This is a genomic window from Bacillus sp. JK62, assembly GCF_053663455.1.
The window spans coordinates 763,675-786,562 of the sequence record NZ_JBSJQA010000001.1; the positions used below are offsets into that span (position 1 = coordinate 763,675).

A 22,888-nucleotide genomic window follows, 5' to 3' on the forward strand; every position below is an offset into this window, starting at 1 on the left:
ACCTGTATTGATGTTATGGGAATCCTATTACGGAAAGTAGGGTGAGTCGAAAATGAAAGCAGCCAAAGGTGAATTTGTATTAGACGGACTTGATTGCAGCAACTGTGCAAAAAAAATAGAAAACGGCGTAAAAGCCATTGACGGCATAGACGGCTGTGCTGTCAATTTTGCGGCAAGCACCATCACGGTCTCAGCCGGCGGGAAAAACGAGCAATGGATGAAAGACGAAGTCGCGAAAAAAGTAAAGTCCATTGATCCTCATGTGACCGTTCGTTCGAAGCACGAAGACAAACCCGGCGGGGATGAATACCGCAAAAAGCTGCAGCTGATGTTAGTGAGATTGGCGGCGGGCGCCGTTTTGGCCGTCATCGCTTACTTCGCGCACACGGGCGCCGTCCTTGAGTTTCTGCTCTTTTTTGCTTCATATTTGATCATCGGCGGCGATATCGTAGCCAGAGCGGGAAAAAATATTGTCCGCGGCCAGGTATTTGATGAGCATTTTCTGATGGCGCTTGCCACAATCGGCGCATTTATCATTCATCAATATCCGGAAGGCGTCGCGGTCATGCTGTTCTACCAGATCGGTGAATTGTTTCAGGGAGCGGCCGTCAGCCGATCCAGAAAATCGATCAGCGCGTTATTGGACATCCGTCCTGAGTACGCCAATGTGAAAACGGAAAACGGCATGGCTGCCGTTCCCCCGCAGGACGTCAAAGTCGGACAGGTCATCGTCGTGAATCCCGGAGAACGGATTCCGCTGGACGGAAAGGTGCTGAGCGGTTCCTCGATGGTGGATACATCCGCTTTAACGGGCGAATCCGTGCCGAGAAAAGCGGAGCCGGGGCAAGAGGTGATGGCCGGATTTATGAATCAGAACGGCGTGCTTCATATTGAAACCTCTAAAGGGTATGAAGACTCTGCCGTGTCAAAAATATTGAATCTGGTCGAAAATGCGGCCGGACGCAAAGCGAAAACGGAAAACTTTATTACGAAGTTTGCCAAGTACTATACACCGGCCGTTGTCATTGTTGCGGTGCTTCTCGCCTTTTTACCGCCGCTTCTCGTGCCTTCAGCCGCGCTATCCGACTGGGTGTACCGCGCGCTGATTTTCCTTGTGATTTCTTGTCCGTGCGCACTCGTCGTCTCCATTCCGCTCGGGTTTTTCGGCGGTATCGGGGCTGCGTCTAAAGCAGGGGTGCTCGTGAAAGGCAGCAACTATTTAGAAGCGCTCAATCAGGTGGCATACGCCGTGTTTGATAAAACGGGAACCTTAACGAAAGGCAATTTCGCCGTTACTGATATCAAACCGGCGGCAGGATTTACGAATGACAGCCTGCTTCATGCAGCCGCGCTTGCAGAAGTCCATTCCAATCATCCGATTGCTTCTTCCATCCGTGAAGCTTACAATCAACCGTTAGCGGCTGAGGAGATTGAAGAATATGAAGAAATACCCGGACACGGCATTCGGGTGAAAACCGGCGGATCAACGATTTTGGCCGGAAATCAAAAATTGATGGCAAAAGAACAAATCGCTTCCGGCACAGCTGAAAATAACGGAACCGTCGTTTATGTCGCCGTTGATCAGCAGTATGCGGGGGCGATCGTGATCGCAGATGAAATCAAAGAGGACGCCAAACAGGCCATTGCCAAGTTAAAAGCGCTCGGCGTGAAGCGGACAGTGATGCTGACGGGTGATTCAAAGCAGACCGGAGAAGCTGTCGGCCGAGAGCTCGGTATTGATGACGTGTACACAGAGCTTTTGCCTGGTGACAAGGTAGACCGCGTCGAAGAACTTGAAGCCGCGCTTTCACCGAATGAAAAACTGATGTTTGTCGGCGACGGGATTAATGATACGCCTGTGCTTGCCAGAGCTGACATCGGAGCTGCCATGGGGGCTCTCGGTTCTGATGCCGCCGTCGAAGCGGCCGATGTCGTCCTGATGACAGACCAGCCGTCAAAAGCAGCCGAAGCCATCCGGATTGCACGCCGCACACGCCGGATCGTCTGGCAGAACATCGGATTTGCTTTAGGCGTAAAAATCATTTTTCTCTTGCTTGGCGCATTCGGATTCGCCACCATGTGGGAAGCGGTCTTTTCAGATGTAGGCGTCACGCTGATCGCCGTTGCCAACGCGATGCGCGTCATGAGAGTGAAAGCGGAATAATTGTCAAAGATAATTCGTTTTTCAGGGTTTTCTTAAACAAGGTTGTCTTGGTAAAATAGAGAAGCGGGCCATCCGGCATCCGCTTCTTTTTTATTTTAAAAACAATGAGGTGTCTGAGTGAAAAAGAAACAATCGTCTGCGAAATTTGCGGTGATTCTGACGTTAATCGTTGTCGTTTTATTTGCGGCCATCGTAATTATTAACAACCAAACGGAAAAAGCGGGCGAAACAGTCGCCGAACAGCCTTCCATTAAAGGACAGCCCGTGCTCGGCAAAGACAGCGCGCCTGTTACGGTAGTTGAATTCGGAGATTACAAATGTCCGTCATGCAAAGTATTTAACAGCGATATCTTTCCGAAAATCAAAAAAGATTTTATCGATAAAGGCGACGTGAAATTTTCATTTGTGAACGTCATGTACCACGGAAGCGGCTCGCGTCTGGCGGCACTTGCTTCAGAAGAGGTGTGGAAGGAAGACCCGGCATCATTCTGGGCTTTCCATGAAAAGCTGTTTGAAGAGCAGCCGTCAAGCGAACAGGAATGGGTCACGCCTGCATTGCTTGAAAAAACGGTCAAAAGCACCGCGAAAAAGGTTGATCATGACAAGCTGAAGGAAAACCTTGATAAAGAAACCTTCGCAAAAGAGCTGAAAGCTGACACTGACCTGAATGATAAATTAAACATTACGGCGACACCGACGATTTACGTAAATGACAAAGTGATTAAAGAATTCTCTAATTATGAGGAAATTTCAAAAACGATTAAGAAAGAGCTGAAAAATGAAAAATAGAATCGTATTTTTATATGCTTCTTGGGTGATAGCTCTTGCTGCCATGCTCGGCAGCCTTTATTTCAGCGAGATCAGAAAATTCATACCGTGCGAGCTGTGCTGGTATCAAAGAATTCTCATGTATCCGCTTGTCCTGATTTTAGGAATCGCCACCTTCCAGGGTGACACGCGCGTGAAAAAATATGTGCTGCCGATGGCCGTCATCGGCGCGTTTATATCGATCATGCATTACCTTGAGCAGAAGGTGCCCGGTTTCAGCGGCATCAAGCCGTGTGTGTACGGCGTGCCTTGCTCATCTGAATATATTAACTGGTTCGGTTTCATTACCATTCCTTTCTTGGCATTGACGGCATTTATTCTCATTATGATCTGCATGTGTTTTGTCAAAACGGAACGCACGGCAAAATAAAGAGCCTGCTCCATGGGGAGCGGCTCTTTTTCTATTATTTGTACCAAGCTTTGTTTGTCGCAATCTGTCTGTTATGGGAGCTGTCCCAAATATCCACGGAATAGGCATAATCATAATTCATGACGCAGCGGATGCCGCTGCCTTGGGCGTCATGCTGAAGTCCGAAGTTATGGGAAAACTCGTGCTGTGCCGCTTTCGCCGTGTTGGCCGTTCCTTGATCAAGGTTCACGCTGAAAGCCGGGCCGCTCGGTTTGCCGTTATATACATACGCGATACCGCCGGCGTCAAAACTCGATTTTGCGGTAAAACCGACGACAAAATGATAATTTTGATTTCTGAAGCTGCTTTGGAGATTCGATAAAATCTGAGAACTGTTTGAGCCGGAAGAATTCCAAGCCTGCACGGCCTGTACGACGAAATCAATGTTATGATCACGGTTAAAAGCGACATCCGCCTGCTCCACGATCTGGACGATTCGCGTTTGCCAGTCGCTGTATTTGGCGCGGTATTCAGCGTCCGCCACCGCCAGCACTCTGACCTTCTGGGAGCCCGTGCTGGCTTTAGTTGAGGCTTTATCCTGACTGACATTGGCATTGAATCGTTTCGTGCCGACCTGCTTGCCGTTCTCATCCAGAATTTTTGTGTCAACCGTCTGTTCAACTTGGACCGGGCCCTTCAGATCTTTAAAATGATCGGCTTTCGGAAGCGGGTCCGTATATACCGTTTTCGCCGGCTCCGCATGAGTGTGCGAATGCGTATGGCTTTCGGCTGACGGCAGGCCGGGAATTAATCCGGCGGCCAATAAAACAGGAAAAACAAGTGAACTGATTTTCATCTCATAACCCCCTTTTTGTTAGAGAAAGTATTCAATGAAACTTCCAATAAACCTTCCATTAAAGTATAAAATAGGAAAATATTCTCGCTCTCAGCGGTTGCGGGTGAGGTTGTCCCGGATTAGGAATCAGAATCTTTCAAAAATAAGGTTGATTTTAAGAGAAAGCGATTATAAAATCTAATGGTCGTCAGAAAATTTAACAAATAAAAAGGAGCATATGGAATGGCCTGGGAGCTGCTTAGTGTAATCGGCATCATTGCGTTTGCGGTCAGCGGAGCGATTGTTGCGATGGAAGAGGAGTATGATATTTTAGGCGTGTATATCTTGGGGATTGTAACGGCGTTCGGCGGAGGAGCCATCCGAAATCTGCTGATCGGTGTTCCGGTCTCCGCCTTGTGGGAGCAAGGCGCGTTTTTTCAAATCGCTCTCGCATCAGTTACGATTGTCTTTTTGTTTCCGAAGCTGCTGTTAAGACATTGGAGTAAATGGGGCAACCTATCCGATGCCATCGGGCTATCGGCGTTTGCCATCCAAGGCGCTTTATATGCCGTGAAAATGGGCCATCCGCTCAGTGCGGTGATTGCGGCAGCGGTCCTGACCGGCAGCGGGGGCGGCATCATACGGGATCTGCTCGCGGGCAGAAAGCCGCTTGTGCTCAAGGCGGAAATTTATGCAGTCTGGGCCGCGCTCGGAGGGTTAATCGTGGGCCTCGGCTGGGCCGGGGATGCCGCCGGTTTGTATGTGCTGTTTCTTGTGCTTGTGGCATGCCGCATCTGCAGTTATGTGTTCAGGTGGCGCCTGCCGATTCGTTCCTATCATATAGATCAGTAAAAAAACCGATTTCACAAACGAAATCGGTTTTTTTGCATAACGGCTTCTGATAAAAAAAGACGCCCGATATGATAAGAAAAAGGGTATTTGACCATAATGCTGAATAATATGTTGCATATATGTTTGTATGATGAAAGCCGGATTTGTCAGCTTGATGTCGGAGGTGCCGCTGATGGCAAAACGTGATAAAGAATGGAAAGAAGAGCAGGAAAGAATCAATTTTGTCATGAAGGAACTGGAACAGAAACAAACTCATCTTGAAGCCTCATCGGGCGGATTGAAGCAGGATATTGTCGGCCTGAGAAAAACGTTTTGGGATGATGTCACCGTGAATATGGATGACGCCCATGAAGCGGCTGAGACATTTTCAAGCATTAAACAGCAGGCGGAAATGCTTTCAGAACGTGAACGGACGCATCGGCTTCAATACCGGCAGCTTCAAAAAATCCAAAAGCTGAAAACCTCTCCTTACTTCGGCCGTGTCGATTTTACGGAAAAAGGGGAGTCCTCTTCCGAGCGGATTTATATCGGGCTGACTTCTTTGATGGATGAAAACAACGAGCAATTTCTCATTTATGATTGGCGCGCGCCCATCTCATCTCTTTACTATCAATATTCCCCGGGAAAAGCCCGCTATGAAGTTCCGGAAGAAACGATAGAGGGAGACATCACACTGAAGCGGCAGTTTATCATTAAAAACGGGACGCTTAAAGCGATGTTTAACACGGATATGACGATTGGTGACGAAATGCTGCAAGAGGTGCTGAGCGGCCATTCCGGACAGCATATGAAAAACATCGTGTCGACCATCCAAAAAGAACAGAACGAAATCATCCGGGATGAAAAAAGCAAATATCTCATCGTTCAGGGAGCCGCCGGGAGCGGGAAAACATCCGCGGCGCTTCAGCGGGCCGCTTACTTGCTGTACCGCGGGCGCGGGGTGCTTGATGCCCGTCAGATTGTATTGTTTTCCCCGAACATTTTGTTTAACAGTTATGTTTCCGCCGTATTGCCGGAATTGGGAGAAGAGAATATGGAGCAGGCCACCTTTCAGGAATATATCATCCGCCGTCTCGGACGAAAGTTTGATTGTGAAAGCCCGTACGAGCAGCTTGAATATTGCCTGACTGAACAAAATCAGGACGCACTTTCCGTAAGGCTCGCAGCCATTGCTTACAAAGCGTCACCAGCTTTCCAGGCCCTGATTGACCGCTATGCCGGCTCGCTTTCCGGCTCGGGCCTGATATGTAAACAGATCAGCTTCCGGGGAGACATCCTGATTTCAAAAGAGCGGATTGAAGCCTATTTTTATTCGCTTGATCAGCAGCTGCCGATTCCGAACAGAGCGGAGCTGACGGCGGAATGGCTTCTCGCGGAAATCAGCGCTCTCGAAAAAAAGGAGCGTAAGAAGGAATGGGTCTTGCAGGAGAGCGAGCTGCTTGATAAGGAAGACTATGCTGAGGTTTATCAAACACTCAAGAAGCAGGCGGCAGATGATGAACCTGCATTTGACGACCATCAGCGCGAACAGCGCCTGCTTGGCGCCATTATTGTCGGCAAAGCCTTTAAACCGATTAAGCAGGCCGTCAGACGGCTCGGCTTTCTCGATATAAAACGGATGTATCTCCGGCTGTTTTCAGACTGGGGAGCTGATGAAAAGCCCGATCATTGGGAGAGCATCGGCGCTTTGACCAGAAACGCATTTGCAGAACGGTCGCTTCCGTATGAAGATGCCGCTCCGTATCTGTATTTGCAGGATCTGTTAGAAGGAAAAAGAAAAAACACACAAATGAAGCACGTCTTCATTGATGAAGCGCAGGATTATTCCCCATTTCAGCTCACATATATTCAAAGCATCTTCCCGGCGGCAAAGATGACGGTGCTCGGTGATGTCAGCCAGTCGATTTATGCCCACACCATTACGGGCCCTTCTTCCCTCGCCGGCTGCTTTCGCAATGGTGCAGAAAAGTATGTCAGCCTGAAGCGGACTTACAGATCGACGCGGCAGATTGTTGAATTTACGAAAGCGCTGCTGGCTGACGGCGATGACATTGAGCCTTTTAACCGGAACGGGGAAAAACCGCGTGTTTTGCGGACGGATACAGAAAATGCGCGGCGGGAACAATTGGCGGATACAATCCGGGAGCTCAGACAAAAAGGCTGGGAGACGGTCGCCGTCATCTGCAAAACGGCCGCGGAAGCCAAAAAAGTGTTTCAGGCAGTCAGCGCCGAGAGCGGTGTCCGCTTGATCAATAAAGAAAACCAGCCTTTTCAAAAAGGGGTATGCGTCATTCCCGTTTATTTGGCAAAAGGCATTGAGTTTGACGCCGTCATTGCCGCTGACGCCTCTGCTGCCCAGTACAATAGCGAACATGACCGTAAGCTGTTATATACGGCCTGTACGCGGGCGATGCATCATTTGACCGTATTGTCTCCGGGAGAACCCTCTCCTTTTATAAAAGAAGTGCCCGCCGGCTTATTCGTATAAGCCCTTTGCCGAGTGCAAAGGGCTTTTTATCATTAGTAATCTTAATCGTTGTCATCATGATTATATATTTTACTTACATACAAACTTTCGGTAAAGTTTCAATTAGAATATTATTTTGACAATTCCTATAGAAATAACGTACGTTACGTTTAATTCCTTGTGAGGTGGATATCGTTGCAACTTCAGGTCATGAACAGTCCGTTTAATCAGGAGCAGGCAGAGCTCCTTAACCGCCTTCTGCCGACCTTGACAGAATCACAGAAAATCTGGCTGAGCGGTTATTTGGCTGCGGCCCGGTCCGAATCCGGTGAAACAGCCGCGCCCGCTGCTCCGGCTCCTGCAGAAAGCCCGGCAGTCTCGAAAGAAGTGACCGTATTATACGGATCGCAAACGGGAAATGCGGAAGGTCTTGCGAAACAGACGGTAAAGACGCTTGAGGAACGGGGATTCCAGGTCACCGTCGCGTCGATGAACGATTTTAAGCCGAATAATCTGAAAAAAGTAAACAATTTACTGATCGTGGTGAGCACGCACGGAGAAGGCGATCCGCCGGATAACGCGCTGGCCTTTCATGAATTTCTTCACGGCAGACGCGCGCCGAAGCTTGAAGCGCTCCGTTACTCCGTTTTGGCGCTCGGGGACAGCTCGTATGAATTTTTCTGCCAGACCGGCAAAGAGTTTGACGAGCGTCTTCAAGAGCTCGGCGGCACCCAGCTTGCGCCGCGGGTTGATTGCGATCTTGATTATGATGAGCCGTTTTCGGAATGGCTTGACGCGGTTATCGGCGGTTTGAACGAAGGAGCGGGAAATCAAACAGCCGAAGCGCCTGCCGAGACGCCCGCTCTCGGTGAATCCGTATATTCCAGAACGAACCCGTTTCGGGCGGAGGTTCTTGAGAACATCAATCTGAACGGACGCGGTTCGAATAAAGAAACACGTCATCTTGAGCTTTCGCTTGAAGGATCGGGCCTCGCGTATCAGCCCGGAGACAGCCTCGGCATCTATCCGGAAAATGATCCGGCGCTCGTTGATGAGCTGATCAATGAGCTGAAATGGAATCCGGAACAGGAAGTGGCGGTGAATAAACAAGGAGAGCGCCGTCCGCTGAAAGACGCGCTTACTTCTCATTTTGAAATTACCGTCTTAACAAAGCCGCTTTTGCAAAAGGCCGCACAGTTTACGGCTGATCAAAAGCTGAGTGAACTTCTGGCCGAAGGAAACGAAGAGCAGCTGAAAGCATACACCAACGGCCGTGATCTGCTTGATCTCGTCCGGGATTTCGGTCCGTGGGAAGCTTCCGCGGAAGACTTTCTTTCCATCCTACGTAAAATGCCGGCCCGGCTCTATTCGATCGCAAGCAGTTTAGAAGCGAATCCGGAAGAGGTGCATCTGACAATCGGAGCGGTCAGATATGACGCGCACGGCAGAGAACGCAAAGGCGTGTGCAGCATTTTGTGTGCGGAAAGACTCCAGCCGGGAGATACGCTTCCGATTTACATTCAGCACAACCAAAACTTCAAGCTGCCGGAAAACCCGGATACACCGATCATTATGGTCGGGCCGGGGACAGGCATCGCACCGTTCCGTTCCTTTATGCAGGAGCGTGAAGAAACCGGAGCTGAAGGGAAAACATGGCTGTTTTTCGGGGATCAGCACTTTGTCACTGATTTTCTGTACCAGACGGAATGGCAAAAATGGCTGCAAAACGGTGTTCTCACAAAAATGGACGTCGCTTTTTCCCGGGATTCGGAGGAAAAAGTATATGTGCAGCACCGCATGAAAGAACAAAGCAAAGAGCTGTATGAATGGCTGCAGCAGGGAGCCGCCGTATACATCTGCGGTGATGAACAGCATATGGCGCATGACGTGCACCAGGCGCTTCTCGATATCATTCAGGAAGAAGGCGGCATGAGCCGTGAAAAAGCGGAAAGCTTCCTGGCAGACATGCAGCAGAAAAAACGCTATCAGCGTGACGTATATTGATTTTGGTTTGAAAGGAGCTTATTCAGCATGGTGAACAACATTTTAAAAGCGCCGGAAGGCCCTCCAAGTGATGTTGAGGAAATTAAAGAAAAAAGTGATTATTTGCGCGGCACATTGAAAGAAGTCATGCTCGACCGGATTTCAGCCGGCATCCCGGACGATGACAACCGGCTGATGAAGCATCACGGAAGCTACTTGCAGGATGACCGCGATCTCCGTAATGAACGTCAAAAACAAAAGCTTGAACCGGCTTATCAGTTCATGCTGCGCGTCCGGATGCCAGGCGGCGTGTCAACTCCGGAACAATGGCTTGTCATGGATGAACTGGCGCAAAAATACGGAAACAATACATTGAAGCTGACAACGCGTGAAACGTTCCAAATGCACGGAATTTTAAAATGGAACATGAAAAAAACGATTCAGAAAATCAATGCGGCGCTGCTTGATACCATTGCGGCCTGCGGAGATGTCAACCGAAACGTCATGTGCGCTTCAAATCCGCACCAGTCTGAAATTCATGCGGAAGTATACGAATGGTCGAAGAAATTGAGCGATGACCTTCTTCCGCGCACGAGAGCCTATCATGAAATCTGGCTTGATGAGGAACGTGTGGCGGGAACTCCTGACACGGAAACGGAACCGATGTACGGGCCGCTGTATTTGCCGCGGAAATTCAAAATCGGAATCGCCGTGCCTCCGTCCAATGATATCGATGTCTTTTCTCAAGATCTCGGCTTCATTGCCATCGTGGAGGAAGGCCGTCTTATCGGATTCAACGTGGCAATCGGCGGCGGTATGGGAATGACGCACGGCGATACGGCCACTTATCCGCAGCTTTCAAAAGTCATCGGCTTCTGCAAACCGGAGCAGCTGTATGATGTAGCGGAAAAAACCATTACAATTCAGCGCGATTACGGAAACCGTTCCGTCAGAAAGAATGCCCGATTCAAGTACACCGTTGACCGTCTCGGGCTGGAAAACGTAAAAGCCGAGCTGGAAAACCGCCTCGGCTGGCAGCTGGATGAAGCGAAACCTTATCATTTTGACCATAACGGCGACCGTTACGGATGGGTGAAGGGCGTAAAAGGGAAATGGCACTTTACGATGTTTATCGAAGGCGGCCGCGTCACGGACTATGAGAATTATAAGCTGATGACGGGATTGCGTGAAATCGCCAAAGTCCATACAGGGGATTTCCGTCTCACTTCTAATCAAAACCTGATTATCGGCAATGTCTCGAGCCAGAAAAAGAAACAAATCAGCGCATTAATCGAACAATACGGTCTGACAGACGGCCGGCAGCATTCCGCCCTCCGCCGCAGTTCAATGGCTTGCGTCGCGCTTCCGACATGCGGGCTCGCCATGGCCGAAGCCGAGCGGTATCTGCCGAAATTGATTGATAAGATTGAAGACATTATTGACGAAAACGGGCTGCGGGATGAAGAAATCACCATCCGTATGACCGGGTGCCCGAATGGCTGCGCCCGCCATGCACTCGGCGAAATCGGATTTATCGGAAAGGCGCCCGGAAAATATAATATGTATTTAGGAGCGGCGTTTGACGGCAGCCGTTTGAGCAAAATGTACCGGGAAAATATCGGTGAAGAGGAAATTCTGAGTGAGCTTCGCACTATTCTCCCGCGCTACGCGAAAGAGCGTGAGGAAGGCGAACACTTCGGCGATTTCGTCATCCGCGCCGGCATCATTAAAGCGACGACAGACGGCACGAATTTTCACGAATAAGATGAGCTCTTAAAACCAAGGATAGAGACACACTGGCGGTGGTTCTCTATCCTTTGCTAAGCAGCATAAACGCTGCACCGCGTCATGAAACAGATGACGCAGCTTGCGAAAAAGCCTGTTTTCAGAGAAAACAGGCTTTTTCTTTTTCCGGAAAAAATGTAGCCGAAGGCAAAAAAAGTTCGCCGTGAGCGCGTTATGAGAAATTTTAAATAAAAACGGGTAAAATAAAAGAAGAATGGTTGCGTGCGGAAAATATATTGAATCTGCCCGATCATCGGCTCCGGCCTTTGACAAGGGCAGAGAACAGACAATAATGATATGATGCAGCAGATGAAGGAGGTCAGCTTTGGACATATTTTTAGTCGTACTCGTACTTTTAACCATTATCGCGATCTCAAATATCGTAAATCGGTTTGTCCCCTTTATCCCGGTGCCTTTGATTCAGGTGGCGCTCGGTATCATTGCGGCGTCATTTCCGCAGGGGCTTCATTTTGAACTGAATACTGAATTGTTTTTTGTTTTGTTTATCGCGCCGCTGCTTTTTAACGATGGAAAACGGACGCCGCGTGCGGAACTTTGGAATTTAAGAGCGCCGATTCTGCTGCTTGCGCTCGGGCTCGTGTTTGCCACGGTGATTGTCGGCGGTTACACGATTCATTGGATGATTCCGAGCATTCCGCTGGCCGCCGCGTTCGGGCTGGCGGCGATCCTGTCACCGACTGACGTCGTCGCGGTCAGCGCGCTGTCAGGGCGTGTGAAGATGCCAAAAGGCATTCTGCGTCTCCTTGAAGGAGAAGGACTGATGAATGACGCATCCGGCCTGGTCGCTTTTAAATTTGCGATTGCGGCGGCCGTGACGGGCGCATTTTCGCTGGCGCAGGCCGCCTTCAGTTTCGTTCTGATTTCAGCCGGCGGTTTACTCAGCGGTGTCGTCATTTCTTTTTTGATTATCCGTTTCCGGCTGTTTATGCGGCGCCTCGGCATGCAGGATGTCACGATGCATATGCTGATTCAAATTCTGACGCCGTTCGTCATCTATCTCGCGGCTGAAGAAATCGGCGTTTCCGGCATTTTAGCGGTTGTGGCCGGCGGCATCACGCATGCGGTGGAGCAGGACCGTCTTGAATCAACGATGGTCAAACTGCAAATCGTCTCTTCAAGTACGTGGAATATTATTTTGTTCATTCTGAACGGTCTTGTTTTCGTTATTTTAGGTGCGCAAATACCGGACGTGGTTTCCGTCATCTTTAATGATACCGCGTTTAACAATATGATGGTCATCGGGTATATTATCGTCATTACGCTGACGTTAATGATTCTCAGGTTTTTGTGGGTGCTGTTTTTTTGGAACGGCAAGTGGTTTTTTAACAAGGATCAGAGCATTTATAAACCCGGCCTGCGCTCGACCCTGCTGATTTCGGTTTCAGGCGTCAGGGGAGCGGTCACGCTTGCGGGTTCCTTTTCCATTCCTTACGTGCTCTCTGACGGCTCACCGTTTCCTGAACGGAATTTGATTCTCTTTTTAGCCGCGGGCGTTATTTTGTGCACATTGGTGCTGGCGACAATCGTACTGCCGATTTTGACAGATAAGCCGGAAGACAATGTGAAAGAGAAGAAAGTCAAATTGCTGACAGCGAGACGGAAGCTGATAAAAGCTGCCTTAACCGCCATTAAAGAAAATATGAATGAGACAAACAAAACGGCTTCTTTTGCGGTCATTGCCGAATACAATGAGAAAATGAAAAATCTCAGGTTTCAGCAGTTCACCGTCAAAAACCGCACGAAAAAAGATGAGCGGAAAGTCCGCGCCCAAGGGATACAGGCAGAACAGGAAGAATTGCTGCGGCTGATTGAGCGGGGCGACATACCGGAAGAAACGGCTGACAGCCTTCAGGAACGGTTTGATGAACTGGAAGTGCTGTATACGAATCCGTTTAAAGTCGGCTTATCTAAGAAAAAGCTGAAACGCCTGATGTACTGGATCTTTTTCGGTGAACATAAAAAGCCGGAAATGTCGATTTTAAATGAAGAAGGTCTCATTCGCTCCACAAGGGTTAAAACGGCAAAAGCGGCCATTGAAAGCCTGAAAAAACACATGACTGAAGAAAATAAAGATGTGACGCTTGCCGTCATTTCCTTTTACAATCACTTGATTTTCAGGCTGGGGCACTCGTATCACGAACAGAATCCGAGCCGCCGTTTTGAAAATCAAAAACTCGAAATCAAACTGAGGGCCGTACAGGCCATCCGCAACGAAATCCAAACATTATTCGAAGAGCGGGAAATTTCCCGCGACATGTCGCATGAGCTTCGCCAATACATCAATGATGTGGAAGCGGCCATGCTTGACGGAGATGAATAAAAAAAGTCCGGCATCTGTTCGCCGGACTTTTTTAGATTACGGACGATGGAATTCGACGTGATCGCCGTCGCGGTCAAACCAGCCTCTGAAGGCCCAGTTGATCCAGCCGCCATCTCCTTTGTTGGTGAAGCTTCCGTCTTCAAACACCCAAATGCCGTACGTGATGCCGTCATAAACGGCGGAACCGTAAAACTGAACGCCGTTAAAATGATCTTCATATTCCTGGCTTAAATTAAACACCATGACATTATATTTTTGTCCGGAAGCGTAGAATGAAGATTCCATTAAGTTTTTGACGAAGCCGTCACGGTTTTGCGCCGACTTAATCGCGTCAGCAATCGAATTGCCGATGCCGAGCAGGTCAACGTCAATGTTTAATCCGACATCTTTTGCTGAGACATCTGATGATTGCTGAGCCAAGTTTTGAGGGGCCGGGTTTTCTTTTGCGGATACAAAGGACAGAGGAGTCAGAGACAAAGCGGCGCCAAGGGCAACGGACATCGGGATACGCATACGTTTCATATGATTTCCTCCTTCAATTGTGTGGTGGCTACAGTAGCGATTTACCCGGACAGTTACACGATTAACCGTAAATTTTGAAAAATAGGAAAATAATAACGTTGGTGGTACTTGGGCACTAAAGATGGTTTTTGTTATAACGATGAGCGTATAATTGGTTTCTTACGGCGGAAATGTGAGATAATAATAACCGTTTACATAATGACTAGAAAGGATGGTTCAACGTGGCAAAAAGCTTAAAAGATACTGTAAAGCTTCATAATGGCGTTGAAATGCCGTGGTTCGGCCTTGGCGTCTTCAAGGTGGAAAACGGAAGCGTAGCGGCGGACTCCGTCGAAGCGGCAATCAGAAACGGCTACCGCAGCATTGATACGGCGGCTATTTATAAAAATGAAGAGGGTGTCGGCGAAGGCATCAGAGCTGCGGGCGTTGCCAGAGAAGAGCTGTTCATCACGTCAAAAGTGTGGAATGAAGATCAAGGATACGAAACGACACTTGACGCGTTTGAGAAAAGCCTTGAGCGCCTCGGCCTCGATTACCTCGACCTTTACCTGATTCACTGGCCGGGCAAGGATAAATATAAAGACACATGGCGCGCTCTTGAAAAGCTGTACAAAGACGGAAAAATCCGCGCCATCGGCGTCAGCAACTTCCAAGTGCATCATTTAGAAGAACTGCTGAAAGATGCTGAAATCAAGCCGATGGTCAACCAGATTGAATTCCACCCGCGCCTGACTCAAAAAGAAGTAAGAGATTTCTGCAAAGCGCAGGGCATTCAAGTGGAAGCGTGGTCTCCATTGATGCAGGGACAGCTCCTCGATAACGAAGTGCTGTCACAAATTGCGGAAAAACATAACAAATCGGTTGCTCAAGTGATTTTGCGCTGGGATCTTCAGAACGAAGTCGTTACCATTCCGAAATCGATTAAAGAGCATCGCATCATAGAAAATGCCGATATTTTTGATTTCGAACTGTCACAGGAAGAAATGGAAAAGATCAGCGCATTGAACAAAGACGAGCGTGTCGGACCGAATCCGGACGAGCTTCTGTTCTAAGAAAAAACAGCCCTTTACGGGGCTGTTTTTCTTTACATAAATGTCTGTGTCTGACGTTTTACGCTGAACCTGTATGCGGCTATTAATAACAGGGCGGCGGCGAAGGCTCCCAAAATGATGATGTTCAGCGTCAGGCTTTGGAGCGTGCGGCCGTGCTGCAATTGATCGACCGTATCAAGCACCCAGCGCTGAGGCAAAAATTCGGCGATTGTCTGCACTGTTTTCGGCATAATATTGCCCGGAAAAAAGCAGCCGGCGAGCAAGCTTGTCGGCACGACGATCAAGTTCAAAAGCGCCGATGCCGAAGAGCTGCTGTTGGAAAAACCGACGGCAATAAAGGCGATCCCGATTGCGCTTAATGCAAACAGCATCATCAGGACGAACAGCTGCCACAGCGGGAATGACGGATGAATATGAAAAGCGGCGCCCATAAAGAGAACGGCGAATATAATTTGGACGGCCATGATGATCATATTCACCGCCGCGTTCGCCAATACATACTGCTTTGACGTGATCGGCGTTGACAGAAGCCTGTAGTACGTCCTGTTTTCTCTTTCTTTAATCATCAGTTCCGTCAGGTTGCCGGCGGAATAAAGCATAATGATAATGAGATACCCGATGACTGAGTAAGTCATTTCTTTATGGTTCGATGTATCTTGTAAAACAGCGGACTCCGTTTGAATCGGAGAATGCTTGAAATCGGCGTACATCGCCTGAAAGGCCTTCGCGTCTCCGCCGGAAGATTTGCCGATTGAGGCGGCGCTGTTCATATAATTGTACAAATAAGAGCTGACATATCCGGTGACCTGGGCGCCTTTCAGCGAGGTCATGCCGATGTGAGACGGTTTCCCGTCTTTTACGCTTTGGGAGAAGCCTTTTTCAAACGTAATGAGCGCCTCCATTTTTCCTGAAGCGATCTTTGATGAGGCGGATGCAGCCGTTTCCTCCGAAATCTTCACATGATCCAGTCCTTTTAAAAACGTGACCGTATCCTGTGCCACTTCTCCGCCGTCTTGATTGAGAATGCCGATATTGAGCGTTTCGGCTCCGCCGTTGGCATTGGTCATGAAGGAGAGGAAGACGCCGATCAGCGGAGCCCCGATATAAAGAATGAGCTGTTTTTTGCTTTTTGTAATTCCTTTGAGAGTGTGTGCAAACAGCCACCAGAAGTTTTTCATATTACAGTCCCTCCCGTCTTTGAAACGTAAATGCGGCGATCAGCAAAAAGAGTGCCGCCAATGCTGTATTTAATCCGAGTGCAGGCCATGCCGCTGATACATCATTTGCGTAAATGATGTTGTTAATCGCCTTATTGATCCAGGATAAGGGCGACAGGGCGGAAATCCCCCCTCCTTCATATTTGTAATAGGCGCCGCCGATAATGGACATCACCTGCACGATGATGACGGTGATTAATCTGGCGCTTTCGGGTTTTCTGGTCAAATAGCTCAGGCTGAGCCCGAAGCTGACGGCCAAAAGAATTTCAGAAACGAGAATCAACAGCACAAGTCCCATGTGGCTGCCCCAGTTCGCTTTCAAGATAAATTTGCTGAAGGCGACAACGGCAAGAATCGTCAGAACATTCACAGCCAAAATGCCGAGCATCTTTCCGAGAAAGATATCGCTTTTCCGGAGCGGGGCGGCGATCAGGCGATCCGCGGTGTGCCGTATTCTTTCCCCGCGGAATAAGGAGCTGGCAAAAATCGAGGCGTACAGCCCGATCATCGTCGTCATGGATATCGCGTAAAAATCTTTCGCCTTCGGTTCTTTCGCTTTGTGTAAAGACGTCTGCTTTATATAATCGCTTTTGATTTGTCCGGCGGAAGGTGCCTTATGCGCCTTGTAAGCGGCGGCGCCTGCTTTGTATTGATTGGTAAAAGCGGTCAGCATGCCTTGGACGATCGTGCCGTTGATGCCGCTCCGGTCATTTGTATAGACTTGGAAACCGGTGTTTTTTACAGTGACGAAAGCATCCGCCTGATTTTCTCGAACCTCGTTTTTGCCTTTTGCCTCGGTGTCCGCTTTTTGAAAATAGACATGCTCTTTTTTGGCGGCTTTCATAAACTCAGTAAAATCATGAGAAAGAGGGCCGTTTGACTGGTCCGTATATACCACCTTGATGTTTCCGACCGTCACCTCTGAATCAAAGGCGTTAGATAATGCCGCGGTGAAAATCAGCATGAAGACAATCGGAAAAGCAAGCATGAAAATAAAAGTCCGTCTGTCGCGGAAACTGATTTTGATTTCTTTCCCGGCGATGTGCAGAATATTCATTTGCAATCCTCCTTTCAGTTAGGTCAGTCGCGCAGGCTTCTGCCTGTCAGCGTGAGAAATACCGTTTCTAAGTCAGGGGCCTGTTCCTGCAAGGAGCGGATTTCAATGCCTTTGTCCATGAAGTACCGGATCAGGCGGTTTAAATTGTTGACCCCTGTGTCAGAGCTGATTTTCACGCTGTTTTCTTCCAGTGCGGCGGCTCTGACGCCGGGCAGCTCCTGAATATCGCCGAGGCTGATGCCGTTTCCGGACGACAGCTCAATCACGACGTCCTTCGTGTCGGTAATGATGGAGGTCAGCTGTTCTTTTGTGCCTTCGGCGATGACTTTTCCGTGGTCGATGATGGCGATGCGCGTGCATATTTCTTCCACTTCCTCCATGTAGTGGCTCGTGTAGATGATCGTGCATCCCATTTCATTGAGCTTTTTCACTGATTGCAGAATATAATTTCTTGATTGCGGGTCAATGCCGACCGTCGGTTCATCCATGATGATCAGTTTCGGCCGGTGGGCAAGGGCGCAGGCGATATTAAGCCTGCGCTTCATTCCGCCGGAAAAATGCTTCGGCAGATATTTGTGTTTATCGCTCAAGCCGACGAATGTCAGGGCTTCCTCGACCCGTTCTTTCAGAGCCGCACCTCTCAGGCCGTACAGACCTGCGAAGAACTTCACATTTTCATAGGCGTTTAATTCTTCGTAAATCGCGAGGTCCTGAGGGACGATACCGATATTCATTTTCGTTGCTTTGCTATATTTGAAAATATCTTTTCCGAGAAACAGAATGTCTCCGCCTGAAGGTTTTAAAAGACCTGAGATCATATTGATCGTCGTGCTTTTTCCGGCTCCGTTTGCGCCGAGAAACCCGAAAATCTCACCTTCTTTTACGGCAAGCGACATCTGGTCAACGGCGGCATAATCACCGAATTTCTTACTCAGCTGTTTGAGCTCCAAAATGTTCATGTTTCCACCTCTATGTCTTATGATGCTCTTATTATAAAAAAAAGAATGAACGGCCGTTAGTGCAGCTGTTCATTCTTTTGACATGAGAATCTTCATATTTTTCACATGAAAACATTCACTTATTCAACCGGAAGCAATGTCGTGACGGAAAAACCGGCCGTGCCGTCAAAAATAACGGTTCCGTGCAGGACGGCCGCCCGTTCTTCCATACCGAGCATGCCGAGGCCTTTTTTAAAGCGGACGGCGCCGTTTCCGTTATCTTTCACTTCCGCTTTCACGGCTTTATTCAGTACATGGATATCAATGAAAATCTGCGTGGCATCGGCGTATTTCATCGCATTGGTCAAAGCTTCGGTTACGTTTTCCTGAATGACTCTCCAATGCATTTGCGTCAGCCTGTCCAAATCGCCTTGATGCGTAAACGGAACCGGCATCCCGTTTTTGGCCGAAAATTCATCAATAAACGTTCTTAATCTGTGAATGCCCATTTGTTCAGCGGGCGGTTTCATATTTTTCAGCGTTATGCGGATATCCTCTATGCCCTCTTTGGAAATGGTAATGGCGTTTTGGAGCAGTTCAGCCGCTTTGTCCGGATGAGAGCCGAGCATCCGCTTCGCCGCTTCCATCTGAATGAGCGCGCCGGTCATGGAATGGCCGATTTTATCATGGATGGCTTGGGATAATCTGTTTCTTTCCTCGAGTTTGCCGGTGTACTCCGATTGTTTGATATATTCCGTGCTGCTGTGCAGCTGTTTCGTCAGTTTTTCAATGCTTGAGCGCATGATGTCCGACTGTTCTTCATATTTCTTCAGCCGATTGCCGGACCGGGCGGCCAAAACGAATATCGCCAGACAGAACAAGGTCATGACGATATAAGTCGGAAGGTCGCCGTACGGGATAAATAAAAACGGCAAAAACACGAGCAGGCAGAACACATAGCGGTGAACCGGATATTCGGCAAGAACCGCAAAAATGGCGGGCGGCAAAAGAAACAGAAACGCCGGATGGCCTAAGGCGGAAAGCCAAGCGGTCAATGCCAGCGCCATGAGGGTGATCCCGCGCCTCCAAACGGGCGGCCTGATCATGCAGACCGCGATGCCCAAAGACAGATAAAGCAGCAGAAACAAGACGGCGTACGGCGTGTAAGGGCGGTCAGCCGATACGAACAAAAAAGCCGTATAAAAAATGGCGATCAGTCTGCTCATCAGCATCCAAAAATCCATACCGTTCAACGCCCGTTATCCACCTTCCCGGTGATATAAAAAATGGCGATCTGCGTTCTGTGCTCAAGCCCCGTTTTCCCTAAAATAGATGAAATATAATTGGCCGTCGTCCCTTCAGAAATGAAAAGCTGTTTTGAAATTTCCCTGTTCGACAGTCCTTTCGCAATAAGCGACATGATGCTGAGCTCTCTTTCAGTAAACTGGCTTTCATCAATCTGATGCGCGGCTTCCGCCGGCCGGAAAAGGCTGTCTTTTATTTTGTCCAGCACGGTGTCCTGAAGGATGCTGTGCCCGTTGAAAACGCTTTTGATCGCATCGCGGATCCGTTCCGGTTCGGTGTTTTTTAATAAATATCCTTTCGCGCCGTTTTTAATTGCTTCTAAAATATACTCATCGTCGTCAAATGTCGTCAGGATCATCGGCTTCGTATCCGTTTCCTCAGCGATCCGTTTTGCGGCTTCGACGCCGTTCATCACCGGCATGCGGACGTCCAGCAAGGCGATATCGACGGGGGTGTGTTTACAATACTCTGCCGCCTCGAGTCCGTTTTCCAACGTTGCCGATACAGTAAATTCCTCATATGTATGCAAAATGATTTTCATTCCTTCTCTGATGAAAGAATTATCATCCGCGATAATGACATTAATCTTCATAGCCGCACCCTTTGTGTGTTTTTGTTTCATTATATACCATCCGATTTTAAATCAAAAAGCCTCCCGGCGAAAGGTGCGCGGAAGGCGGATCGGTCAAGCGGGTTTTTTCAATTGGATGAAAAACAGCATCAGAAAAGAAATGATCACAATACAGATCACCCACACCCAGGCGAGTGTTTCATTGCCGGAGTCCATCGCGACGTAAATCGCTGTCGGCAGCGTTTGGGTGACGCCGGGAATATTTCCCGCAAACATTAAAGTCGCTCCGAATTCACCTAGCGCCCTTGCAATACTGAGAATGCTTCCGGTCAAGAGGGAGGGAAAGGCAAGCGGGACGGAAATACGGGTGAACACCTGCCACCTGCCGGCTCCGTCTACTTTCGCCGCTCCCTCGATGTCAGCATCAACCGCGGCGAAGCCGGTTTTAGCGGACTGATACATAAGCGGGAAGGCGACAATGGCCGAAGCGATCACCGCGGCCGACCACGTGAAAATGACGGGCTGGTGAAAAATCCGCTCAATCGCCCGGCCGATAAAGCTGTGTTTCCCGAAAATGATAATGAGAATGAAGCCGACAACGGTAGGCGGAAGAACGAGCGGGAGCATAAACAGAGTCTCCACAGCCGTTTTTCCGGGAAATCGCGCTTTCGCCATCCAGGCGCCGGCAAGCGTTCCGAGAATGATGACGGCGATGCCCGATGCCAAAGCCACCTCAAATGACAGTACGACGGGAGTGAAAAACTCCGAAGCCGTAATGTTACTTGGCAGTAAATCCATATTTCTTAAACACTTTCATCGCTTCATCTGACTGCAGATACTGATAAAACGCTTCTGCTTCTTTACGGTGCTTTGTATCCTTGACGATGCCGACAGGATACACGATCGGATCGTGCGTTTTCGCCGGTGCTTCATCGGTGATTTTCACCTTTTTCGAAATCAGTGCGTCTGTTTTATAGACAAGCCCGGCATCGACATTTCCGGTTTCAACATAAGAAAGCACCTGGCGGACGTCTTTTGCATAGACGACTTTATCTTTTACCTTGTCCCACAGGGATAATGCCGTCAGTGACTGTTTGGCGTATTGTCCGGCCGGAACGGATTCAGGCGTGCCGAGCGCGATTTTTTCCGTGCTGTCTTTTTTCAGGTCATTCAGATGTGTCAGGTGTGCGCTGTTTTTCTCAGGCACGATCATGACGAGATCATTTTTCAAAAGATCCGTGCTGTCCTTTTTGTCGATATCTCCGTCATGAACGAGCTTTTCGAATTTATCTTCGGCTGCCGAGAAGAATAAATCAGCTCCCGCGCCTTGTGAAATTTGTTTTTGCAATGTGCCTGATGATCCGAAGTTGTCTTGAATGGTTACGTTTGAATGTGATTTTTCGTAGTTGGTCTGGATTTCTTCAAGTGCATCCTGAGCGCTGGCTGCTGCAGAAACGGTCAGCGTGACTTTTTCGTTTTGTCCGCCTTTGGACGATTGTCCGGATGAGCAGCCCGCAGTTGCGAGGAAAACGGCCATAGCCGCAGTTGTGAGTAGTGTCGCTTTCTTTTTCAACATTGTGCACCCCTTATAGCTAAATATCATTAGATCAAACTAATTATAACGCAATTGTACGTGATGGTGCGGTTTTTTTTCAATATCTGAACAGTTATAATAAAAACGGAGCGTGATAATATGACAGAAGCCACTTCCTATACAATAGAAGAAGTTGCGGGCCTTTTGAAGGTCTCCAAACTGACAGTATATGATTTGATAAAAAAAGGACTCATTCCGGCGTACAGGGTCGGAAGACAGATGAGGGTCGATGAAGAGGACTTAAAACAATATAAAGCAAACATGAGAATGTCAAAAAAGCCATCCGCAGCAGAAGCGCCTGACCCGTCACGCGGGCGGGAGCCGGAAAAAAGGCAGTCTGTTATCATCAGCGGGCAGGATGTGTCGATGGACCTCCTCAGCAAACAGCTGGAACAAACAATACAGGCGGCTCCGCTCCGCAAGTACAGCGGCAGTTTGAACAGCCTGATCGAGATGTACCGCGGGGCTTGTGACATCGTCAGTCTGCATTTATACGATGGGGAGACGGGGCAGTATAACATCCCGTATGTGAAGCGCATTCTTTCAGGGGAGCCGTTTGCGCTTTTTCATGTCGTGCTTCGTCAGGCCGGATTATATGTGAAAAAGGGCAATCCGCTGAACATTCAGGGCTTTCAGGACTTGAGCCGAAAGGATGTCCGCATCGTCAATCGCGAAAAAGGATCAGGCGCGAGGGTGCTGCTGGATGAACAGCTCAGATCATTCGGCATCACGCCGTCTGATGTCGCCGGATATCATGACATTGTCACGGATCATCTGTCAGCGGCTTCACAAGTATCAAGCGGCAAGGCGGATATCGGAGTCGGGTCGCAGCATGCGGCGTATATGGCAGGCACGGACTTTATCCCGGTGATCAGTGAGCAGTACGATGTGGTTGTGTTAAAACAAAACCGGGAGCTTGTTCAAAGCGTGCGGGACATTCTTAATTCTGAGGAATTCAAGTCTCAGCTTTCTCAATTATCCGGATATGATACGAAAATGACAGGACGGCTCATATATGAAACATGAAA

Annotated in this window: 19 protein-coding genes; 10 read left to right on the forward strand and 9 right to left on the reverse strand. The window is 48.8% G+C overall.

The window, feature by feature from the left end; translation table 11 throughout:
• The first annotated feature begins 52 nt into the window (after positions 1–52).
• The 3 genes from ACWJJ4_RS03800 (at position 53) to ACWJJ4_RS03810 (ending at position 3,362) form a co-directional block, all read left to right on the forward strand.
• Positions 53–2,164, forward strand: a complete 2,112-nt coding sequence (locus ACWJJ4_RS03800; RefSeq protein ID WP_454021452.1) for a heavy metal translocating P-type ATPase — start codon at positions 53–55, stop codon at positions 2,162–2,164.
• 117 nt (positions 2,165–2,281) lie between these two features.
• Positions 2,282–2,953, forward strand: a complete 672-nt coding sequence (locus ACWJJ4_RS03805; protein ID WP_454021453.1) for a DsbA family protein — start codon at positions 2,282–2,284, stop codon at positions 2,951–2,953.
• On the forward strand, positions 2,943–3,362 hold the full coding sequence (locus tag ACWJJ4_RS03810; protein ID WP_014305812.1) for a disulfide oxidoreductase: 420 nt from the start codon (positions 2,943–2,945) through the stop codon (positions 3,360–3,362). The genes ACWJJ4_RS03805 and ACWJJ4_RS03810 overlap by 11 nt, the downstream gene beginning before the upstream one ends.
• 34 nt (positions 3,363–3,396) lie before the next feature.
• On the opposite strand, the gene ACWJJ4_RS03815 is transcribed toward ACWJJ4_RS03810, so the two are convergent.
• The gene (locus ACWJJ4_RS03815; protein WP_025853854.1) at positions 3,397–4,197 is read right to left on the reverse strand and encodes a zinc-dependent metalloprotease; all 801 of its coding nucleotides are present in this window, start codon (positions 4,195–4,197) and stop codon (positions 3,397–3,399) included.
• A 222-nt stretch (positions 4,198–4,419) separates the two neighbouring features.
• On the opposite strand from ACWJJ4_RS03815, the gene ACWJJ4_RS03820 reads away from it, so the two are divergent.
• The 5 genes from ACWJJ4_RS03820 to ACWJJ4_RS03840 all read left to right on the forward strand — a co-directional run bounded on the left by ACWJJ4_RS03820 (position 4,420) and on the right by ACWJJ4_RS03840 (position 13,604).
• Positions 4,420–5,028 carry a trimeric intracellular cation channel family protein gene (locus tag ACWJJ4_RS03820; RefSeq protein ID WP_146284074.1) on the forward strand — a complete coding sequence of 203 codons (609 nt, stop codon included), beginning with the start codon at positions 4,420–4,422 and terminating at the stop codon, positions 5,026–5,028.
• 172 nt (positions 5,029–5,200) lie between these two features.
• On the forward strand, positions 5,201–7,516 hold the full coding sequence (gene helD / locus ACWJJ4_RS03825; protein WP_182069531.1) for an RNA polymerase recycling motor HelD: 2,316 nt from the start codon (positions 5,201–5,203) through the stop codon (positions 7,514–7,516).
• 174 nt (positions 7,517–7,690) lie between these two features.
• Positions 7,691–9,499, forward strand: a complete 1,809-nt coding sequence (locus ACWJJ4_RS03830) for an assimilatory sulfite reductase (NADPH) flavoprotein subunit (RefSeq protein ID WP_015387718.1) — start codon at positions 7,691–7,693, stop codon at positions 9,497–9,499.
• A 27-nt stretch (positions 9,500–9,526) separates the two neighbouring features.
• Positions 9,527–11,242, forward strand: coding sequence for an assimilatory sulfite reductase (NADPH) hemoprotein subunit (gene cysI / locus ACWJJ4_RS03835; RefSeq protein ID WP_095324127.1), 1,716 nt, complete (start codon positions 9,527–9,529; stop codon positions 11,240–11,242).
• Positions 11,243–11,588: 346 nt separating this feature from the next.
• Positions 11,589–13,604: a Na+/H+ antiporter gene (locus ACWJJ4_RS03840; protein WP_015418205.1), complete on the forward strand. Its 2,016-nt coding sequence runs from the start codon at positions 11,589–11,591 to the stop codon at positions 13,602–13,604.
• 36 nt (positions 13,605–13,640) lie between these two features.
• On the opposite strand, the gene ACWJJ4_RS03845 is transcribed toward ACWJJ4_RS03840, so the two are convergent.
• On the reverse strand, positions 13,641–14,126 hold the full coding sequence (locus ACWJJ4_RS03845; RefSeq protein ID WP_278071304.1) for a stress protein: 486 nt from the start codon (positions 14,124–14,126) through the stop codon (positions 13,641–13,643).
• Between the two features lie 221 nt (positions 14,127–14,347).
• Here ACWJJ4_RS03845 and ACWJJ4_RS03850 point away from each other — a divergent pair, with 221 nt between their 5' ends.
• Positions 14,348–15,178 (forward strand): aldo/keto reductase, encoded by an 831-nt coding sequence (locus ACWJJ4_RS03850; RefSeq protein ID WP_007410023.1) that lies wholly within the window; start codon positions 14,348–14,350, stop codon positions 15,176–15,178.
• A 32-nt stretch (positions 15,179–15,210) separates the two neighbouring features.
• Here ACWJJ4_RS03850 and ACWJJ4_RS03855 read toward each other — a convergent pair whose 3' ends face one another.
• From ACWJJ4_RS03855 to modA, 7 genes are all read right to left on the reverse strand, one after another.
• Positions 15,211–16,356, reverse strand: a complete 1,146-nt coding sequence (locus ACWJJ4_RS03855) for an ABC transporter permease (RefSeq protein ID WP_094247504.1) — start codon at positions 16,354–16,356, stop codon at positions 15,211–15,213.
• A gap of 1 nt (position 16,357) precedes the next feature.
• Entirely contained in the window at positions 16,358–17,452 is a 1,095-nt protein-coding gene (locus ACWJJ4_RS03860; protein ID WP_070082362.1) for an ABC transporter permease, read from the reverse strand.
• Between the two features lie 23 nt (positions 17,453–17,475).
• Positions 17,476–18,411 (reverse strand): ABC transporter ATP-binding protein, encoded by a 936-nt coding sequence (locus ACWJJ4_RS03865; RefSeq protein ID WP_015240573.1) that lies wholly within the window; start codon positions 18,409–18,411, stop codon positions 17,476–17,478.
• 119 nt (positions 18,412–18,530) lie between these two features.
• The gene (locus tag ACWJJ4_RS03870) at positions 18,531–19,634 is read right to left on the reverse strand and encodes a sensor histidine kinase (RefSeq protein ID WP_025649276.1); all 1,104 of its coding nucleotides are present in this window, start codon (positions 19,632–19,634) and stop codon (positions 18,531–18,533) included.
• Positions 19,635–19,639: 5 nt separating this feature from the next.
• Positions 19,640–20,287 carry a response regulator transcription factor gene (locus ACWJJ4_RS03875; protein WP_102422547.1) on the reverse strand — a complete coding sequence of 216 codons (648 nt, stop codon included), beginning with the start codon at positions 20,285–20,287 and terminating at the stop codon, positions 19,640–19,642.
• Between the two features lie 93 nt (positions 20,288–20,380).
• Positions 20,381–21,064: a molybdate ABC transporter permease subunit gene (modB, locus tag ACWJJ4_RS03880; protein WP_014305804.1), complete on the reverse strand. Its 684-nt coding sequence runs from the start codon at positions 21,062–21,064 to the stop codon at positions 20,381–20,383.
• Positions 21,045–21,842 (reverse strand): molybdate ABC transporter substrate-binding protein, encoded by a 798-nt coding sequence (gene modA / locus ACWJJ4_RS03885; protein WP_102422517.1) that lies wholly within the window; start codon positions 21,840–21,842, stop codon positions 21,045–21,047. Before modA ends, modB begins: the two co-directional genes overlap by 20 nt.
• A gap of 117 nt (positions 21,843–21,959) precedes the next feature.
• On the opposite strand from modA, the gene ACWJJ4_RS03890 reads away from it, so the two are divergent.
• Positions 21,960–22,886 (forward strand): substrate-binding domain-containing protein, encoded by a 927-nt coding sequence (locus ACWJJ4_RS03890; protein ID WP_077722829.1) that lies wholly within the window; start codon positions 21,960–21,962, stop codon positions 22,884–22,886.
• Positions 22,887–22,888 lie beyond the last annotated feature (2 nt).

What these genes read in the sequence shown, in the direction of transcription:
- ACWJJ4_RS03800 (WP_454021452.1), top strand. Translation starts at nt 53, where the DNA reads ATGAAAGCAGCCAAAGGTGAATTTGTATTAGACGGACTTGATTGCAGC.
- ACWJJ4_RS03810 (WP_014305812.1), top strand. Translation starts at nt 2,943, where the DNA reads ATGAAAAATAGAATCGTATTTTTATATGCTTCTTGGGTGATAGCTCTT.
- ACWJJ4_RS03815 (WP_025853854.1), bottom strand. Translation starts at nt 4,197, where the DNA reads ATGAAAATCAGTTCACTTGTTTTTCCTGTTTTATTGGCCGCCGGATTA.
- ACWJJ4_RS03820 (WP_146284074.1), top strand. Translation starts at nt 4,420, where the DNA reads ATGGCCTGGGAGCTGCTTAGTGTAATCGGCATCATTGCGTTTGCGGTC.
- helD (WP_182069531.1), top strand. Translation starts at nt 5,201, where the DNA reads ATGGCAAAACGTGATAAAGAATGGAAAGAAGAGCAGGAAAGAATCAAT.
- cysI (WP_095324127.1), top strand. Translation starts at nt 9,527, where the DNA reads ATGGTGAACAACATTTTAAAAGCGCCGGAAGGCCCTCCAAGTGATGTT.
- ACWJJ4_RS03845 (WP_278071304.1), bottom strand. Translation starts at nt 14,126, where the DNA reads ATGAAACGTATGCGTATCCCGATGTCCGTTGCCCTTGGCGCCGCTTTG.
- ACWJJ4_RS03855 (WP_094247504.1), bottom strand. Translation starts at nt 16,356, where the DNA reads ATGAAAAACTTCTGGTGGCTGTTTGCACACACTCTCAAAGGAATTACA.
- ACWJJ4_RS03860 (WP_070082362.1), bottom strand. Translation starts at nt 17,452, where the DNA reads ATGAATATTCTGCACATCGCCGGGAAAGAAATCAAAATCAGTTTCCGC.
- ACWJJ4_RS03865 (WP_015240573.1), bottom strand. Translation starts at nt 18,411, where the DNA reads ATGAACATTTTGGAGCTCAAACAGCTGAGTAAGAAATTCGGTGATTAT.
- ACWJJ4_RS03870 (WP_025649276.1), bottom strand. Translation starts at nt 19,634, where the DNA reads ATGGATTTTTGGATGCTGATGAGCAGACTGATCGCCATTTTTTATACG.
- ACWJJ4_RS03875 (WP_102422547.1), bottom strand. Translation starts at nt 20,287, where the DNA reads ATGAAGATTAATGTCATTATCGCGGATGATAATTCTTTCATCAGAGAA.
- modB (WP_014305804.1), bottom strand. Translation starts at nt 21,064, where the DNA reads ATGGATTTACTGCCAAGTAACATTACGGCTTCGGAGTTTTTCACTCCC.
- modA (WP_102422517.1), bottom strand. Translation starts at nt 21,842, where the DNA reads ATGTTGAAAAAGAAAGCGACACTACTCACAACTGCGGCTATGGCCGTT.
- ACWJJ4_RS03890 (WP_077722829.1), top strand. Translation starts at nt 21,960, where the DNA reads ATGACAGAAGCCACTTCCTATACAATAGAAGAAGTTGCGGGCCTTTTG.